Genomic DNA, 18,837 nt, shown 5'->3' with positions numbered 1-18,837 from the left:
TTCCAACCTGAGACCGTCGCATGGACCCGTTGCCCAGAAAATCCGCCACTTTTCGTCCCCGCATGCGCCCCCTGGCTCTGGAGCCGCGCATCCTGTTCGATGGGGCGGCCGGCGTCGCCGTCGAACAGCAGGCGGCCGAGGCGCCCGCCCCGGAGGCCGCCGCCCCCGCCGCCGAAGCCCCGCCGCGCACCCTGGTGCTCATCGACACCCGGCTGAACGATTATCAGAGACTCATGCAGCAGGCCGCCGCCGGCGCCGAAGTCATCCTCGCCGACGCCTCGCAGGACGGCCTCGCCGCGATCTCGGAGCGCCTCGCCGCCAGCGCGCCGGTCGCCTCGATCCAGATCCTTTCACACGGCGCCGTCGGCCAGTTCACGCTCGGCAGCCAGACCGTCTCTGCCGACAACGTCGCTGCCCTCAGCGACACGCTGCGCACCTGGGCGCCGCAACTCGCCGCCGGTGCCGACATCCTCATTTACGGCTGCCAGGTCGGCGCTGGCGACGCCGGGCGCGCGCTGGTCGACCGACTCGCCGAACTGACCGGCGCCGACGTTGCTGCTTCGGACGACGACACCGGCAACGCGACCGCGGGTGGCGACTGGCTTCTCGAAACGGCAAGCGGCGCCATAGAAACCGGCTTCACCGCCGACACCTATGCCGGCCTGCTGGCCGACGCCGCACCGACTGTCACCCTCTCCGGCACGGCGACCGAGGCGCTGCTTGGCGGCACCTTTAGCTTCACCGCCAGCTTCACCAACCACGCTTCGACGCAGGCCGGCTACGCGCCCTTCATCGACCTGATCCTGCCCGCCACCGGCAAGGACGGCGCCAGCGCGGAAATCGACGACGGCATGACCTTCGTCTCGGCGACCTACCTCGGCCAGACGGTCAAGTCTTTCGTCATCACCTTCGACGCCGCCGGCAACGCCGCCCACCCGCTGGCAAAGGACAGTGCCGGCGTCCCGGTCATCGTCAACGCGGCCACCTACGGCGCGCGCGCGGGCGACCAGCTGGTCGTGCTGCAACTGCCCTACGCCAGCGTGCTCAATGGCCAGCCACCGATCGACGTCGTCGTCACCGGCCAGTTGAGCGCCCTGGCCGACACCACCGACTCGCCGCAGCTCATGCTCAAGGCGCGCGGCGGATTCCAGTTCGGCAACGATTCCGCCGACAACCCGGTTACCGACCCCACGCTGTTCGAGGCGAGCTTCGACGATTTCGTCGTCACCCCGTCCGGCCTGAAGCTGACCCAGTCGATCAACATGCCCGAGGGCGAAACCGTCACCGGTCCCAACTTCGAGCGTAGCCATACGGTGACGGCCACCCCGCCGCCTGGGCAGACGCTGAGCAATGTCGACATTTCGCAAAACCTGCCCGACAACATCCGGGTGGCTTCGATCACGCCGGGGGCGAGCGGCACGATCGTTTCCCTCTCCCTGGTTAATGGCAGCACGATCAGCGACCCGGTGCTGATCAGCCTGGCGTTGACCCAATCTCCGTTCCTGTCTTCCTACACGGTTCGTTACGCCAGCCTGACCGCGCCGACCGACACGGTGGTTCGCTTCTATGTGCCGGAAAAGAATGCTGCCGGCGATGACGTTCTTGATCCGGTGACCGGCAATGACGTTTCGATCACCATCGGCCAGCCTACCGCGACCGGCGAGTGGTTGCCGCTCGATCCGCGCGACCAGACCGTCGTCGATCCCGGCCCGCCGCCAGTGGTAGAGCCAAGCGTCATCACCGCGAACGGCAACGACGCCACTTTCGTCGCCAAATCCGTTGCCCTGCTCAAGTCGGTGACGATTGCCAGCAACGCCGGCAGCGCCGGCCTGTCACCAGGCGACGAACTGCAATACACGCTGAACGTCGATCTCTCCGACTATTTCGCGATCGGCAAGACCCTGTTCAATCAGGGCAACCTGACCATCACCGACCAGCTCGGCGACGGCCAGTCGCTTGCAGGCTTGCCGGTGCTCACGATCTACTTCGAAGGCGTCCAGTACAACATTGCGCTGGTGACCTCCACGGTGGTCGATACGAGTACCGGCGTGACTACGCTGACTTTCGACATTGCCCAGTCGCTGGCCAATTCCAGCGCAATTTTCGGCGGCGCCCTGATCGGCGACATCGCCTTCGACGGAGACCTGGAGGGTCCTACCCGCGCAGTCATCACCTATCGCTCGACCGTCGCCCAGGCCTACACCACGGTCCACCTGCAAAGCGAGATCAACGAAGGCGACAGCATCGGCAACAACGCCACGGTCAGCGGCACCCTCCTTGCCAATAACATCTCGGTGACGGGCGATACTGAAACTGACACCTCCGCCGCCTCGCTGACCGTACCGACCCACACCGTGGCGACCTCGATCGTCACCGTCAATGGCATTGCACCGCCGGCCAATGTCGAACTGAAGCCGGGCGACATCGTGACCTTCAAGCTCGCCTACGACCTGACCACCGGCGACTACGAGAACTTCAAGCTCACCGCCTACCTGCCCTTGCCGCTGTTCGATCTCGGGCCGACAGGCAGTTTTGCCGGCACCTGGACCTACGGCAGCGGCGACACGAATGCCGACATCGTCGACTCGGTGACCGTCGGCGCCGGCAACTCGCTGGTTTTCGGCTTTGGCAACCACATCAATAATCCTGACATCAACGGCAAGCGCATCGAGGTGCAGTTCACCCTGACCGTCGGCAACCAACCCTTCGGCGACAATCGTTCTTTGACGGTTCTGGGGCAATCCGACCAGTTGACCACCATCGCCCAGGCGCACCTGGCTTCCAGCGGCGTGGTCAATATCGCTTCCATCGCCGAGCCGGTGCTGGCCATCAAGCATGGCGTCGTCGCGCTGGGCGCGGGCAGCGCCGGTGTCGTCAGCGGCACCACCGGCGCCTGGGCAGCCGCCGGCAGCACCGGCCAGCCGTTCACCGGCAGCATCACCGACCTCGCTGCCGTCGACGGCAGCGTCACCAAGATCGATGGCGGCGACCTCGTTCGCCTCGCCACCGCCATCGAGAACACCGGTGGCCTCGGCGCCTTCGACGTGGCGACGGCCATCACCCTGCCGGCCGGCTTCGCGTTCGCCGGGGGCAGTCTGGCAGCGGCCAACCTGGCCATCTACCGCGGCGACGGCACGGCGCTGGTGCTCGGCACCGATTACAGCGTTTCCGGCAGCACCATCACCTTCCTCGACGCCGCCGGCCAACCCACACTGCTGCCCGGCCGTGCCGGCACGGCCGCAGACACCAGCGGCGCCAATGTGGTCGTTGTCACCTGCGACGTGGTCGCCAGCGCCAGCATCGCCGCCAGCGCGAGCCTGCAAACCAGCGCGGCCCTGACCCACTACAGCAGCGTCGATGGCGGGCCGGATTTCACGCCGGACGTGAATCCGCAGGACACTGCCGACCAGACCATCGCCGCGCCGGTCGTCACCAAGGTCTTCGCCAACGGCATCCTGACCAACGACGATTCCAGCGCCGCCCATACGGCCGGTGCCGACCTGGTCATCGGCGAGAGCATGCTCTACGACATCGTCGTCACCCTGACGGAAGGCACGACGCAGAATCTACGGGTGAACGACCTCATCCCCGCCGGCATGAGTCTCGACACCAGCTTTGGCAGCGGTGGCTACCAGATCATCACTACCGTGGCGGGGAGCGACGCGCTCGCCGCCGACTTTAACGGCGCGGTCACCGTCGGCAGCGCCACCAACGCACCACCGGGCGGCGACGGCGCCGACCTTGGCCTGACGCTCACCGCCGCCTCGGCCACTGCCGACAACAATGCCGGCAACAACAGCTTCGTCGTTCGCGTGCGCCTGATCGCCAGCAACGTCGCCGGCAACCAGGCCGGCGTCACCCGCCCGAACAGCGCCCAGGCGATCTACAGCGACCCTGATGGTGATACGCCGAATGGCAGCACTCCCGTCGACCGGATTGTCGCCCTCAGCGGCAGCCAGCCGTCGGTGAGCATCGTCGAGCCGACCCTCACGGTGACCCAGACGCAGACCAATAATGGTGGCCCGCTGGGCGTCGACCGCAACGATGAAATCACCTACACGATCACCATCCGCAACGACGGTGGCATCAATGCCTTCGATATCGGCTTCCTCGATACCGTACCGTCACAGCTGATTTTTTCGGAACCCGGATTCGGCCTGCAGTCGCTGACCTATGCCGGCGGCGCAAGCAATAACGGCGGGCCGGATTTTGTGGTCGGCGGCAGCGCCATCGCCAGCGACCCGGCGGCCAACATCGACATTCCCACGGGGGGTTCGATCACCCTGGTACTCAAGGGGCGCGTGCGCTCCGAACTGGGCAGCATCAACGACATTGTCAATACCGCCACGGTGGAATGGACCAGCCTCGACGGCGCGACGGTCGTCCCCGCCACGGGCGAGCGCAGCGGCGTCGACGGCCTGCTCAACAGCGGCGTGCTCAACGACTACCGGACATCCAGCACGAGCACGGTCCCGGTCGCCGCCGGCGCCACGATCAGCCACGTTGGCCTGCTCGCGGATACGCTGGTGCCGACGCCGGACACCAGCCACCCGGAAACGGTCGCGGTTGGCGAACTGATCTACTACCGTGTCGCCTTCCTGGTGCCCGAAGGCGACACGGCAAACGCGAGCGTGGTGATCTATCTACCAGAGGGTCTGTCTTTTGCCGGCGACACCCGCGTTGCGCTGGTAGATGGCGGCACGCCGCTGGTGAATTCCGATGTCCTGGGCGGGCTAACGGTAATTCCCGGTGCCGGGCGTGTCGACCAAGACATCACCGATCTCGAACAGAGCCTGCTGGCGGCAGATCTTTCCAATGCAGCTACTGCCGCGTTGAGAACCTCGCTGATAGACACCAGCGACGCTAACGCGATCAAGATTACGCTGGGCAATGTCAGCAACCAAAACAACGACGCTTTCTTCCAGATGCTCTATCTGGATTTCTTCGTCCGCGTCGACAATATCGCCTCGGTGGATACCGCCGACAACTTCAATGTCTCGGCCGATTTCTTCAGCGGCACGCTCAAGCAGACCAGTACCCCGTTGGCAGTCGAGAACATCGTCGAGCCGAGCCTGCGCAACCTGCAGAAAACTGTCACCGACTTCAATCCGAACACCGCCGGCGCCACCGGCACCGCCACGGTCACCCTGGCCTTCAGCAACGGTGGCGACGGCATCGCCCACGACGCGCGCCTGACCGACAGCGTGACCGGCGGCTCCAACTACGCCCTGAGTACCGTGGTAATCAACGGCACTTCCTATGCGCCGGGCAGCCTGCCAACCGGTGTCACGGTATCGACAGCGGGAGGCATCGCAGCCGACTTTTCCACAGTGGCGATCGGGAGCAGCATCAAGCTGATCTACACTGTCGACGTACCCAATGGCGCCGCCATCGCCTCGACCAACGCGACCCTGAACTGGAGCAGTCTGCCGGAATCTTTCACCGACGGCAGCGCGGTAGCCGGCGGCAGCGTCGTCACAGTCGGTGCAGACGGCACAGTCAGCGGCGAGCGCGACGACGGTGGTACGACCGTGCCCAACACGGCACCGAACACCTACGTGGTCAGCGAAGGCGCCGGCCTCGGCATCATCAGCGGCACCCTGTGGGACGATACGCTGACGCCCACCACCAGTACCGCGCCAGATGGCACCCGGATCGCCGGTCAGACCGTGACCCTGGCCTGGGCCGGCGCCGATGGCGATCTGGCAACGACTGGCGACAATCGCACCTACTCCGCCATCACTGACAACGCTGGCAACTATCACTTCGGCGTGCTGCCTTCCGGCAATTTCCGCATCGACGCGGCCACCCCGATGATCAACCATGTATTCGGTGGCGACACCGACAACGCCGCCGCCCGCATCGACAGCGACGGCGGCACCCTGGGCAGCATCACCATTTCCGGCCTCGGCGAAGGGTCGACCGCAACCGCCGGCGTCGGCTACGTGCGCGACAACGATGCGCCGGTCAACACCTTGCCGGCGGACCAGGTCATGCTCGAGGACGCCACGCTCAACATCAAGGGCATAGTCATCTCCGACATCGACGCCAGTGCTGGCGATCTCACGGTGACGCTGACGGTCAAGCATGGCACCCTTTTTCTGACGACCGGCGGGACCACGGGGGTCACAGTCGTAGGCGGTGCATTGGACACGGCCACGGCCACCATTCAAGGAACAACACTCAACATCAACACGGCGCTCGACAGCCTGCTGTACACGCCGACCGCCAACTACAACGGCACCGATACCCTGACCGTCACCACCAACGACCGGGGCAATACCGGCGACGCCAATGGCAATCTGATGCCCAATGAATTGGCCGATGCCCTGACCGACACCGACAAACTGACCATCACCATCACCCCGGTCAACGATGCGCCAGTGGCCAACAATGATGCCGTCAACGCCCAGGAAGCGGGCGGCTGGTTCAACGACATCGACGGCTTGCCTGGCGTGATCAATGTCCTGAGCAACGATACCGATGTCGACCTCGCCGACAATCCATCGGTAGACAAGCTGTCGGTCTCCCGCATCGGGCTGGGTTCGACAACGACGACCGACGTGGGCCCAATAGGCAACACCACGGTGGTTGGCGCTTACGGCACGCTGAAGATCAATTCCAACGGCAATACCACTTACGTCATCGACGATGACCATCCTGCCGTTCAGGCGCTACGCCTGAGCGGCAACACCCTGACCGAAACCTTCACCTATGAAATGCGTGACCTTGACGGGACGCTCAAGCCGACCGCGACCCTCACCGTAACGATACGCGGCGCCAACGACACGCCGCTCGGTGTCGACGATGAAGGTACGGTCTACGAGGCCGGGGGGGTGAAAAACGGCACACCAGGAGCCCCGTCCATCCTGCCCAACGTGCTGGGCAACGACATCGATGTCGACAGTGTGGCCAATGGCGAAACCAGGAATGTGACCGGTATCCGTTATCGCAAGGAGTCTTCCACCGTCGGCGTCTTCACCGGTGTCGATGCGACGAACCCCGGCATCGTCGCGGGCAACTACGGCACGCTGACCATGAATTACGACGGCAGCTACAGCTACGTCGTCGACCAGGATGCCACGGCAGTCCAGCGCATGGTGCCCGGCGATACGCTGATCGAGTATTTCAGCTATGTGGTCACCGACCAGTTGGGCGACGAGGACATTGCCCAGATGAGGATCACCATCAACGGCGCCAACGACAACCCGGTGGCCAGCGACGACCAGGCGGCGGCACAGGCACAGGCCATCGCTGGCGGCACCGAATCGGGCGGGGTTGTGATTGGCGGCACCGAGCAGGGGTCCGAAGTGAATCCGACCGGCAATGTCATCCTGTTCCAGAGCCGCCCGGGGGCCGTTGGCCCGGCCCCGGGAAATGGTATCGATACGGATGTCGACCGCACCGACCAGCCGAACAGCAATCTCGTCGTGACCGGCATCCGCACCGGCGTGGAGAGTGGCGGGGACACGACGATTGCGGTCACGGGGGCGACTGTCATCTCCGGCAGCTACGGTACGCTGACCATCAATCCCGACGGATCGTTCAGCTACGATGTGGACAGCAGGAATGCCACGGTGCAAGGGCTGAACGCAACCCAGACACTGACCGACACCTTCACCTACAAGATCGCAGACACCACCCTTCCGACCGGCCTGACCGACCTCGCCGTGCTGAACGTCATCGTGCGCGGCGTCAACGATCCGCCGGTAGCCAACGACGTGTTCGCCACGGCCGTCGAAGCGGGCGGCATCGCCAATGGCAACGCCGGTGTGAATCCGTCTGGCGACGCGACCGCCAATGACATCGACCCGGAAGGCGACCCGATTGCCGTGGTCGCCTTCCGCACCGGAACAGAATCGGGAAGCGGCACCGCCGGCATCCTCGGGAGCGCGTTGCAGGGCACATACGGCTCGCTGACGCTGAATGCCAACGGCACCTACACTTATGTGGTCGACAACAACAACGCCGCCGTGCAGGCGCTGCGTACCGCTGCGAACACGCTGAGCGAGTCCTTCACCTACCAGATCGCCGACAACGCCACGACAACGGAAACCGAACTGGGGCAGATCGTCATCACCATTGAGGGGCGTAACGACAACCCGGTCGGTTTGGACGACTCCGCCACCGCCGTCGAGGCTGGCGGCCTCAGCAATGCGGTTTCCGGCACCAACCCGACCGGCAATGTGCTGACCGACCCAGTCACCAGCGACACCGATGTCGATTCGGTCGCCAATGGCGAAACCAGGACCGTTTCGGCCGTCCGCACCGGCGCCGAAACCGCGACCGGCACCACCGGCACGGTCGGCATCGCGCTGGTCGGCAGCTACGGCAGCCTGACGCTGAATGCCGACGGCAGCTACCAGTACGTCGTCGACAATGCCAATGCCGCCGTCCAGGCCCTGCGCACCAGCGGCAATACATTGACCGAGTGGTTCACCTACACGGTGAGCGACACGGACGGCGCCGCCGACCTCGCGCAACTGACCCTCACCATTCGTGGTGCCAACGACACGCCGCTGGCCAACGCCGATGCGGCGACCGCCGTCGAGGCTGGCGGGTTGAACAACAGCGCCGCCGGAACGAATCCCGGTGGCAATGTGCTGACCAACGACAGTGATGTCGATGCGGCGGTCAACGGCGAAACCAGGACCGTTTCTGCTTTCGCCAACAGCGCGAGCGTCGCCGGCACCCTCGGCAGCACGCTGGCCGGGACCTACGGCAGCCTGACCCTGAATGCGGATGGCAGCTACACCTACGTCGTCGACAACACCAACACAGCAATCCAGGGGCTGCGTACCAGCAGCAACACGCTGACCGACACCTTCACCTACACCATGCGCGACGCGGCCGGCGCGACATCGAGCACGACGCTGACCATCACCGTCCGCGGCGCCAACGACAACCCGCTGGCGAACCACGACACCGGCACGGCGGTCGAGGCCGGCGGCCTCAACAACGGCACCCCGGGCAGCCAGGCCACCGGCGACGTGCTGCTCAACGATACCGATGTCGACAACGTGGCATACGGCGAGACCAGGACCGTTTTGGCAATCCGTACCGGCACCGAAGCCGGCAGCGGGACCGCCGGTAGCGTCGGCAGCGCGCTGACCGGCACCTACGGCGCGTTGACGCTGAACGCCAACGGCACCTACACCTACGTCGTCGACAACACTAATGCCACGGTTCAGCAGTTGCGTACCCCAGCCGATACGCTCAGCGAGACCTTCACCTATACGATGCGCGACACGGCCGGCGCCACCGACATCGCGCAACTGACCATCACCCTCCAGGGAGCCAACGACACGCCGCTGGCAGTCGATGACAGCGCATTCGGCTGGCCGCCGATCGTCGGTTCGCCCGGCTCCGGGCGCCATCCGACCGGCAACGTGCTGCCCAACGACAGGGACGTCGATTCCGGCGACGGCCAGTCGGTCTCCGGCATACGTACCGGCACCGAGCTTCCCGGCGGCGACCCGCTGACGGCAGTCGTGCCCGGCACATCGAGCGGCAGCGGGGTGCGCATCGACGGCACCTGGGGCTGGCTCAACATCGGCGCCGACGGCAGCTACCTCTACGAAGTGGACTTCGCGCGGACCGCGAGCCTGGCCCCCGGCGTTGTCGTTCAGGATTATTTCACCTACGAACTCAGGGATACCGGCGGTCTGACCGACCTCGCGCAACTGACCGTCAACATTCGCGGCAGGAACAATCCCCCGATCGCCGTACCGAACCTGCCGATCGCCGTCGAGGCGGGCGGCATCGCCAACGGGTCGCCCGGCATCGATCCCGCCGGCGACATCACCGCCAACGACTTCGACTTCGAGGGCGACCCGCTCAGCGTCGACGCCATCCGCACCGGCCCTGAATCGGGCAGCGGCACGGCCGGCACCATCGGCAGCGAACTGGCCGGCACCTACGGCTGGCTGACCCAGCAGGCCGACGGCACCTTCTCCTATCGCGTCGACAACGCCAATCCGCTGGTAGAGGCCTTGCGCAGCAGCGGCGATACGCTGACCGACTTCTTCACCTACACCGTATCGGACATCTATGGCGCAGCCGATCAGGCAACGATCGCCGTCACCATCCGCGGCGCCAACGACAACCCACTGGCGACCCACGACACCGGCACGGCGCTCGAGGCCGGTGGCCTCAACAACGGCACCCCGGGCAGCCAGGCCACCGGCAACGTGCTGCTCAACGATACCGATGTCGATGCTGCGGTCTACGGCGAAACGAAGGCCGTTTCCACCTTCGCCATCGGCGGCGCGGCAGCCCCAGCGGGCAGCGCGCTGACCGGTGCCTACGGCACGCTGACGCTGAACGCCGACGGGGGCTACACCTACGTCGTCGACAACTCCAACACCACGATCCAGGGGCTGCGTACCAGCAGCAACACGCTGACCGACACCTTCACCTACACCATGCGCGACGCGGCCGGCGCGACATCGAGCACGACGCTGACCATCACCGTCCGCGGCGCCAACGACAACCCGCTGGCGAACCACGACACCGGCACGGCGGTCGAGGCCGGCGGCCTCAACAACGGCACCCCGGGCAGCCAGGCCACCGGCGACGTGCTGCTCAACGATACCGATGTCGACAACGTGGCATACGGCGAGACCAGGACCGTTTTGGCAATCCGTACCGGCACCGAAGCCGGCAGCGGGACCGCCGGTAGCGTCGGCAGCGCGCTGACCGGCACCTACGGCGCGTTGACGCTGAACGCCAACGGCACCTACACCTACGTCGTCGACAACACTAATGCCACGGTTCAGCAGTTGCGTACCCCAGCCGATACGCTCAGCGAGACCTTCACCTATACGATGCGCGACACGGCCGGCGCCACCGACATCGCGCAACTGACCATCACCATCCAGGGAGCCAACGACACGCCGCTGGCAGTCGATGACAGCGCATTCGGCTGGCCGCCGATCGTCGATTCGTCCGGCTCCGGGCGCCATCCGACCGGCAACGTGCTGCCCAACGACAGGGACGTCGATTCCGGCGACGGCCAGTCGGTCTCCGGCATACGTACCGGCACCGAGCTTCCCGGCGGCGACCCGCTGACGGCAGTCGTGCCCGGCACATCGAGCGGCAGCGGGGTGCGGATCGACGGCACCTGGGGCTGGCTCAACATCGGCGCCGACGGCAGCTACCTCTACGAAGTGGACTTTGCGCGGACCGCGAGCCTGGCCCCCGGCGTTGTCGTTCAGGATTATTTCACCTACGAACTCAGGGATACCGACGGTCTGACCGACCTCGCGCAACTGACCGTCAACATTCGCGGCAGGAACAATCCCCCGATCGCCGTACCGAACCTGCCGATCGCCGTCGAGGCGGGCGGCATCGCCAACGGGTCGCCCGGCATCGATCCCGCCGGCGACATCACCGCCAACGACTTCGACTTCGAGGGCGACCCGCTCAGCGTCGACGCCATCCGCACCGGCCCTGAATCGGGCAGCGGCACGGCCGGCACCATCGGCAGCGAACTGGCCGGCACCTACGGCTGGCTGACCCAGCAGGCCGACGGCACCTTCACCTATCGCGTCGACAACGCCAATCCGCTGGTAGAGGCCTTGCGCAGCAGCGGCGATACGCTGACCGACTTCTTCACCTACACCGTATCGGACATCTATGGCGCAGCCGATCAGGCAACGATCGCCGTCACCATCCGTGGCGCCAACGACAACCCGCTGGCGACCCACGACACCGGCACGGCGGTCGAGGCCGGTGGCCTCAACAACGGCACCCCGGGTAGCCAGGCCACCGGCGACGTGCTGCTCAACGATACCGATGTCGACAACGTGGCATACGGCGAGACCAGGACCGTTTTGGCGATCCGTACCGGCACCGAAGCCGGCAGCGGGACCGCCGGTAGCGTCGGCAGCGCGCTGACCGGCACCTACGGCGCGTTGACGCTGAACGCCAACGGCACCTATACCTACGTCGTCGACAACGCCAATGCCACGGTTCAGAGGTTGCGTACCCCAGCCGATACGCTCAGCGAGACCTTCACCTATACGATGCGCGACACGGCCGGCGCCACCGACATCGCGCAACTGACCATCACCATCCAGGGAGCCAACGACACGCCGCTGGCAGTCGATGACAGCGCATTCGGCTGGCCGCCGATCGTCGGTTCGTCCGGCTCCGGGCGCCATCCGACCGGCAACGTGCTGCCCAACGACAGGGACGTCGATTCCGGCGACGGCAAGTCGGTCTCCGGCATACGTACCGGCACCGAGCTTCCCGGCGGCGACCCGCTGACGGCAGTCGTGCCCGGCACATCGAGCGGCAGCGGGGTGCGGATCGACGGCACCTGGGGCTGGCTCAACATCGGCGCCGACGGCAGCTACCTCTACGAAGTGGACTTTGCGCGGACCGCGAGCCTGGCCCCCGGCGTTGTCGTTCAGGATTATTTCACCTACGAACTCAGGGATACCGGCGGTCTGACCGACCTCGCGCAACTGACCGTCAACATTCGCGGCAGGAACAATCCCCCGATCGCCGTACCGAACCTGCCGATCGCCGTCGAGGCGGGCGGCATCGCCAACGGGTCGCCCGGCATCGATCCCGCCGGCGACATTACCGCCAACGACTTCGACTTCGAGGGCGACCCGCTCAGCGTCGACGCCATCCGCACCGGCCCTGAATCGGGCAGCGGCACGGCCGGCACCATCGGCAGCGAACTGGCCGGCACCTACGGCTGGCTGACCCAGCAGGCCGACGGCACCTTCTCCTATCGCGTCGACAACGCCAATCCGCTGGTAGAGGCCTTGCGCAGCAGCGGCGATACGCTGACCGACTTCTTCACCTACACCGTATCGGACATCTATGGCGCAGCCGATCAGGCAACGATCGCCGTCACCATCCGCGGCGCCAACGACAACCCACTGGCGACCCACGACACCGGCACGGCGGTCGAGGCCGGTGGCCTCAACAACGGCACCCCGGGCAGCCAGGCCACCGGCGACGTGCTGCTCAACGATACCGATGTCGATGCTGCGGTCTACGGCGAAACGAAGGCCGTTTCCACCTTCGCCAGCGGCGGCGCGGCAGCCCCAGCGGGCAGCGCGCTGACCGGCGCCTACGGCACGCTGACGCTGAACGCCGACGGGGGCTACACCTACGTCGTCGACAACTCCAACACGGCTGTCGAAGCCCTGCGCACGCCGGCCGAGACACTGGGAGAGATCTTCACCTACACCGTGGTCGATGCCGCAGGTGCCACGTCGACCGCCACCCTGACCATCACCATCCAGGGAGCCAACGACAACCCGGTCGCCGCCGACGATGTCGGCCTGGCCACCGATGCTGGCGCCGCCCCGGTCACCAGCGGCAACGTGCTGCCCAACGACACCGACATCGATGCCGGCGACACCAGGACCGTGGTCGCCATCCGCACCGGAGCGGAGGCGGGCAGCGGCACCGCCGGTAGCGTCGGCACCCCGCTCGCCGGCAAGTATGGGACGCTGGCGTTGAATGCCGACGGCTCGTGGACCTACACCATCGACACCACCAACCCCGACGTGCTCAACGCCGCCGGTGCCGGCCGCATCCTCAGCGAGGTGTTTACCTACACCGTGCGCGACACCGCGGGCGGCACCGACCAGGCGCAACTGACCGTCACCCTCGACATGGTCGTCCCCTATCAGGAGTCCTCGGCCGGTCCCTGGTTCGAAGACCTGTCGCCATACGGCGCGCCACTCACTCGCTTGCCGGATGTCGATCCGGCGATATTCATCCACCCGGTCGTCGCATCCGTTGAAAGGCAACTGCGGCTCTCGAACACGCGCGATGACGGCACCGATATCCGCCTGGAAGCACCGCTGGAAATCCAGTCCATCACGCTGGGTTCCCGGCTCGCCGGCGACCCCACCGAGTTCGTCGGGCGCACGGTGCAGGCCATCCGGATGTCCGGCAAGCTCGACCAGATGCAGGTGGACGCCCGCCAGGGTGTCGTCTCGCTGTCCTCCGACGGCCTGCTCCCCGACCCTTCGGTCTTCACGCCCGACCCGCGCCAGATGGTGAAGGCGCCGACCGAAGCACACGATGTGCCCAAGCAGGGTTCGATGCGTACGCCGTCTTTCGGCGAGCAGTTGAAACTGGCAGCGCAGCGTTTCAAGCCGTTGGCAGTAAACTTCCACGCCAACCGGGTTCCGGTTGAGACCCCTCACAATCCATGACGCGTGCCGAAATTCGACATGCTGCCGCGCCCCGTTGCCAACGCCGGCCATGTCGGCCGCAACAATATCGCGGACGGCATTTCCGAAGGCATCGACATCGCCACCGTGCAGCCCGATGGCACCGTCAGCTTGCGCCCTTCCACGGCAACCGGGGACAACCGCCGCCATGCTATCGTGCAACGTGCTCGATTTCTTCCTGCGTGGCCTGGACGAGTTCGGGAAACTTCGTCACGTGATCTGCGACAGCCGCTGGCGAAAGTCCCTGAGCAGCGCATAGCCCGGATCGTGGTGCTGCTGGAGCAGGCTGTTGAACAAGGCTTCTTCCGGCGTGCGTCGGTCCTGACGCACTTCCAGTGTCCCCAGTTCGGCAAAGCTCATTTGCACCGGGGTTTCGTCTACCCGGATCAGCGCCGGCGCCCGGCCAGCGGATGGTGGGTGACCTGACGCCCCGGCGGTAATTCGATCCGCCCCGTGCAATGCAGCATCATCCCGCGGCGCCTTCCCCCTCCGGCACCTGCCGGGCGACGACCCCCGCACTTTCCTGGTGCGATTGCAGTCCACCTCGTTGGCGTGGTTGTTCTATAATTGCCGGCTTGCAGTTTCATCATTCGACCAGGCGATCCTCAACAACGGGGATGAACTGGCGCCCACCCGAGAACAGGACGTACGGATGACGCCACGAATCGCGTTCGCAGTTGTTTTTGCTTTTGCCTGCGGTGCTGCTTCGTCCAACGACGCAGCGAGCCAGGACCTTGGTTCCAACCCTTCAGCACGACCCAATTCCCTTTCCCCGCAGGCCGACGCCATCCAGCCAGGCCTGCAGGCCGACACCAACTGGGCACTGCCGGTAATCGAACTCGTCGCACCGACGCAGTTACCGGAGACCATCGATCTCACGTCCGAGCCCGAGGAGCTTTTCCAGCGCATGCGCCAGGGCTTCTCGATGCCGAACATCAACAACGCGCTGGTCCTGCACCATCAGCAGTGGTATCTGAATCACCCGGAGTCGCTGCGCCGGATGGTCGAGCGCAGCAGTCGCTACCTGCATCACATCGTCGAGGAAATCGAAAAGCGTGGCATGCCGATGGAGCTTGCCCTGCTGCCGATGGTCGAGAGTGCCTACAACCCCACCGCCTACTCGCGCAGCCATGCTTCCGGCCTGTGGCAGTTCGTGCCTTCAACCGGCAAGCAATACAAGCTCGAACAGAACTGGTGGGTTGACGCGCGTCGAGACATCGTCGCTTCGACGGCGGCGGCGCTCGATTATCTGCAATACATCTATGATCTGCACGGCGACTGGCACCTGGCGCTCGCCTCGTATAACTGGGGCGAAGGCGCCGTCGGTCGCGCGATCAACAAGAACAAGGCCAATGGTCTGTCAACGGACTATCTGAGCCTGACGATGCCCGAGGAAACGCGCAACTACGTGCCCAAGTTGCAGGCACTGAAGAACGTGTTCAGCAATCCGAACGTTCTGGCCAACCTCAACATCCGCGGCGTCCCCAACCGGCCCTATTTCGCGACGGTCACCAAGACCGCCAATATCGACGTCAAACTGGCCGCCAAACTGGCCGAAATGCCCGTCCAGGAATTCGTCGCCCTGAACCCGGCACACAATCGCCCGGTGATCAAGTCCGAAACACCGATGGTGATCCCGGCCGACAAGGTCGATACCTTCATCAGCAACCTCGAAGCACACGAGGAGAGCGAGAAGCCGCTCTCCTCGTGGCAGGCTTACACGGTAAAAACGGGCGACAAGCTCGAACAGATCGCTCCCCGCTTCGGGATGACGGTGGCCAACCTCAGGGCGGTCAATGGCATCAACGGCAAGATCAAGGTCGGTCCGGGGCTGACCCTGCTGGTCGCCGGCCAGGAGGGAACGGAGCCGGCCGAAGACGCCGCTCTGGCTGAGCAGCAGACGCTGGTGGTACCACCGCCGCGCCTCGCGCAGCCCGAACCGACAGTGGTGGCAACGCCGGTTGCGGTCACACGCACGCACACCGTGCAGAAAGGCGAAACGCTGGTCAAGGTGGCGCAGCGCTACGGCATGACCCTCGCCGAGATCAAACAACTCAACAAGCTGCGGGCCGAGCACGTCAACGCCGGCACCCGGCTGACCGTGGCCGCGGCCGCGACCGCGGCCGAGACCGGCAGCAAACCAAACAGCGCGGGGCAGCGCAATACGCTGGTGGAGGTCGAGAACAAACACGCCGAAGCACGCAGCGAAGCGGTGGCCAGTGCCGCAACCCGCAGCCACACCGTCCGCAAGGGCGAGACGCTGGTGCAGGTTGCCAGTCGCTACGGGATGACGCTGACCGAGTTGAAGCAACTCAACAAACTGCGTGCCGACCAGGTCAACGCCGGTACCAGGCTCGTCGTGGCAGCACCCGAGGCAGGCAGCAAGTCGGCGGCGGCGCCGCGCAGCGTCCTGGCCGAAAACGACGGCAAGCACGCCGAGCCGCGCGGCGAGGCCGTGAACAGCAGCACGACGCACAGCGTACGCAAGGGCGAAACGCTGTTCCAGGTCGCCAGCCGCTACGGCATGACGCTGGCCGAACTGAAACAGCTCAACAAACTGCGTGCCGACCAGGTCAACGCCGGCACCAGGCTGCTGGTAGCAGCGCCGGAAAGCAGCAACAAGCCCACGACGACCGCGTCGCGGAGCACTCCGGCTGATGCCGCCGACCCCAAGCAGAACGCAGCACGGGCCGAGACGGGTCCGGTCGTCGCCACGCGCAGCCACACCGTGCAGAAGGGCGAGACGCTGGCCCAGGTCGCCAGCCGCTACGGCATGACCGTGGCCGAGCTGAAGCAGGCCAACAAGCTGCGTGCCGACCAGGTCAACGCCGGTACCAAACTCGCCGTCGCGGCACCCGAAACCGCCAGCAAGCTGCCGCCGGCGCGGTCGCGCGTAGACGTCGCCGAGGTCGAGAGCCGGCAGGGCAAGGGATCCGACAGCCGCCAGACGCTGGCCAAGGCGGAAACCAGACCGGCCAGCAGGAAAGCCGACGAATCGGCCAACGAGCACGCGCGCCAGGGAACCAGAAAACCGGCCAAGCTGGCGCAGTACACGATTCGCCGTGGCGACACGCTGGTCTCGATCGCCAAGCAGTTCAAGGTCGAGAAGGATGACCTGTTGCGCTGGAACCGCATCCAGAGCAACGACATCAAGCCGGGGCAGACGCTGACCATTCAACTGGTGCAAAACACGCTCTAGGGCACACCGCGCTTCAACCAGCAAAACGCCGCCTGCGGGCGGCGTTTTGCTGCGCGCGAAGCTAGCCGTACAGGTGGCAACGCACGCTGTGCGTCGTCGACACGCTGGTCGCCTCGGGATAGCGCTCGCTGCAGGCGGCGATGGCCTGCCGGCAACGCGGATGAAAATGGCAACCGGTGGGCGGTCTGGCCGGCGAGGGAGTTTCACCCGGCAGACGGATGAACTCCGGCTGCGCATCGAGGTGCGGGCTGGGGACCGCCGACAACAGGGCGCGCGTATAGGGGTGCTGCGGCGAACGCAGGACTTCGTCGACCGTCCCCTGCTCGACGATCCGGCCCAGATACATCACCGCCACCGCATGCGCCAGATGGTCGACAACCGCAAAGTTGTGGGTGATGAACAGGTAGGCCAGCCCAAGGTCGGCCTGCAGGCCGGCCATCGCCCTTGTCGTTGACGGACCACGCCACGCCGAGAAGCAGGTAGCCACCAGCGAGCCCCGGCTCGTTGGCGAATGCAATGACGGATTGCATCGCCGACTTGCCCAGCTCGCTGGCTCGCTTGGCCTCGATCCGTGGCGACTCGTCCACCGCATTGAGCTCTTCCAGCGTAAGCGTTCAGCCGATCCACCTATAAAAGAGCCGATAGGTGGAGCAACCTCCCGGTTTTCGACAGGAGGAAGAGATGACCAAAGGAGGGGAACTGGAAGCACGCTGGCGAAGGCATGTTGACGCCTGGCGGGCGAGCGGGGGCACACAAACTGCGTACTGCAAGGAGCACGGGCTGAGAAGTTATTCGCTCAGTTACTGGCACCTGCGCTTTTCGGGGGAGTCAGGCTCAAGCGGGACGAGGGGAGGAGGCACGCTGACCCTGGTTCCGGCGGCCCTGGTTGCCGGTCCCGTGGCGTCTACACCCAGTCTGTCGCTCCACAGCCCTGAAGGCTGGCGACTCGACTTTGCCGCCCTGCCGCCTGCCGGGTGGCTGAACACCTTGTGGGCAGAGCGCTCATGAGCCCGTCTTTGGGAGCGGCGCCCGAGCGTATCTGGTTGGCCGTCGAAGCGGTGGACATGCGTCTGGGCATCGATGGGTTGTCGGCCCGCATTCAGGCCAGCCTCGGGCGTACGCCCTGTGACGGCACCGCCTACGCCTTCACCAACCGGCGACGCAGCCGGCTCAAACTGCTGGTCTGGGACGGCACCGGGGTCTGGCTGTCGCAACGCCGGTTGCACCGGGGCGCCTTCACCTGGCCGCGCGCGAGCGACCCGGTCTTCGCCCTCACCGCGGCGCAATGGCGTTGGCTGATCGCTGGCGTAGACTGGCAACGCCGCGACGTTCCGGCACCCGCCCATTGGCAGGTTTAGCCGGATCCCATCGCTAAAAAAGCATGTCGAATCCGCCACTTCGCTGTCTTTCAGACCCGCTTCACGGTATAAT

Annotated in this window: 6 protein-coding genes and 1 pseudogene; 5 read left to right on the top strand and 2 right to left on the bottom strand. The window is 65.6% G+C overall.

Annotated features, from left to right (window positions below):
• Window positions 1-20: 20 nt before the first annotated feature.
• The 3 genes from AC15MQ_RS11750 to AC15MQ_RS11740 all read left to right on the top strand — a co-directional run bounded on the left by AC15MQ_RS11750 (window position 21) and on the right by AC15MQ_RS11740 (window position 17,406).
• Window positions 21-14,189: a VCBS domain-containing protein gene (locus AC15MQ_RS11750; RefSeq protein ID WP_483080214.1), complete on the top strand. Its 14,169-nt coding sequence runs from the start codon at window positions 21-23 to the stop codon at window positions 14,187-14,189.
• A gap of 3 nt (window positions 14,190-14,192) precedes the next feature.
• Entirely contained in the window at window positions 14,193-14,633 is a 441-nt protein-coding gene (locus tag AC15MQ_RS11745; protein WP_332336980.1) for a hypothetical protein, read from the top strand.
• 226 nt (window positions 14,634-14,859) lie between these two features.
• Window positions 14,860-17,406, top strand: coding sequence for a LysM peptidoglycan-binding domain-containing protein (locus AC15MQ_RS11740; RefSeq protein ID WP_483080213.1), 2,547 nt, complete (start codon window positions 14,860-14,862; stop codon window positions 17,404-17,406).
• 61 nt (window positions 17,407-17,467) lie between these two features.
• Here AC15MQ_RS11740 and AC15MQ_RS11735 read toward each other — a convergent pair whose 3' ends face one another.
• Window positions 17,468-17,752 carry an oligopeptide/dipeptide ABC transporter ATP-binding protein gene (locus AC15MQ_RS11735; RefSeq protein ID WP_483080643.1) on the bottom strand — a complete coding sequence of 95 codons (285 nt, stop codon included), beginning with the start codon at window positions 17,750-17,752 and terminating at the stop codon, window positions 17,468-17,470.
• Window positions 17,753-17,822: 70 nt separating this feature from the next.
• Window positions 17,823-18,011, bottom strand: a pseudogene (locus AC15MQ_RS11730) (RNA-binding domain-containing protein); the annotation flags it as partial.
• Between the two features lie 76 nt (window positions 18,012-18,087).
• Between AC15MQ_RS11730 and tnpA the strand changes: the two are divergent.
• Together tnpA and tnpB are read left to right on the top strand one after the other, a co-directional pair.
• Entirely contained in the window at window positions 18,088-18,414 is a 327-nt protein-coding gene (gene tnpA / locus AC15MQ_RS11725; RefSeq protein WP_483080212.1) for an IS66 family insertion sequence element accessory protein TnpA, read from the top strand.
• Window positions 18,411-18,764, top strand: coding sequence for an IS66 family insertion sequence element accessory protein TnpB (tnpB, locus tag AC15MQ_RS11720; protein WP_287652092.1), 354 nt, complete (start codon window positions 18,411-18,413; stop codon window positions 18,762-18,764). The genes tnpA and tnpB overlap by 4 nt, the downstream gene beginning before the upstream one ends.
• The last annotated feature ends 73 nt before the right edge of the window (window positions 18,765-18,837 follow it).

The sequence above is a fragment of the Candidatus Accumulibacter propinquus genome, assembly GCF_056856495.1.
The sequence above is the reverse complement of the archived record's forward strand: the minus strand, read 5'-3'. Positions and strand labels throughout refer to the sequence as shown.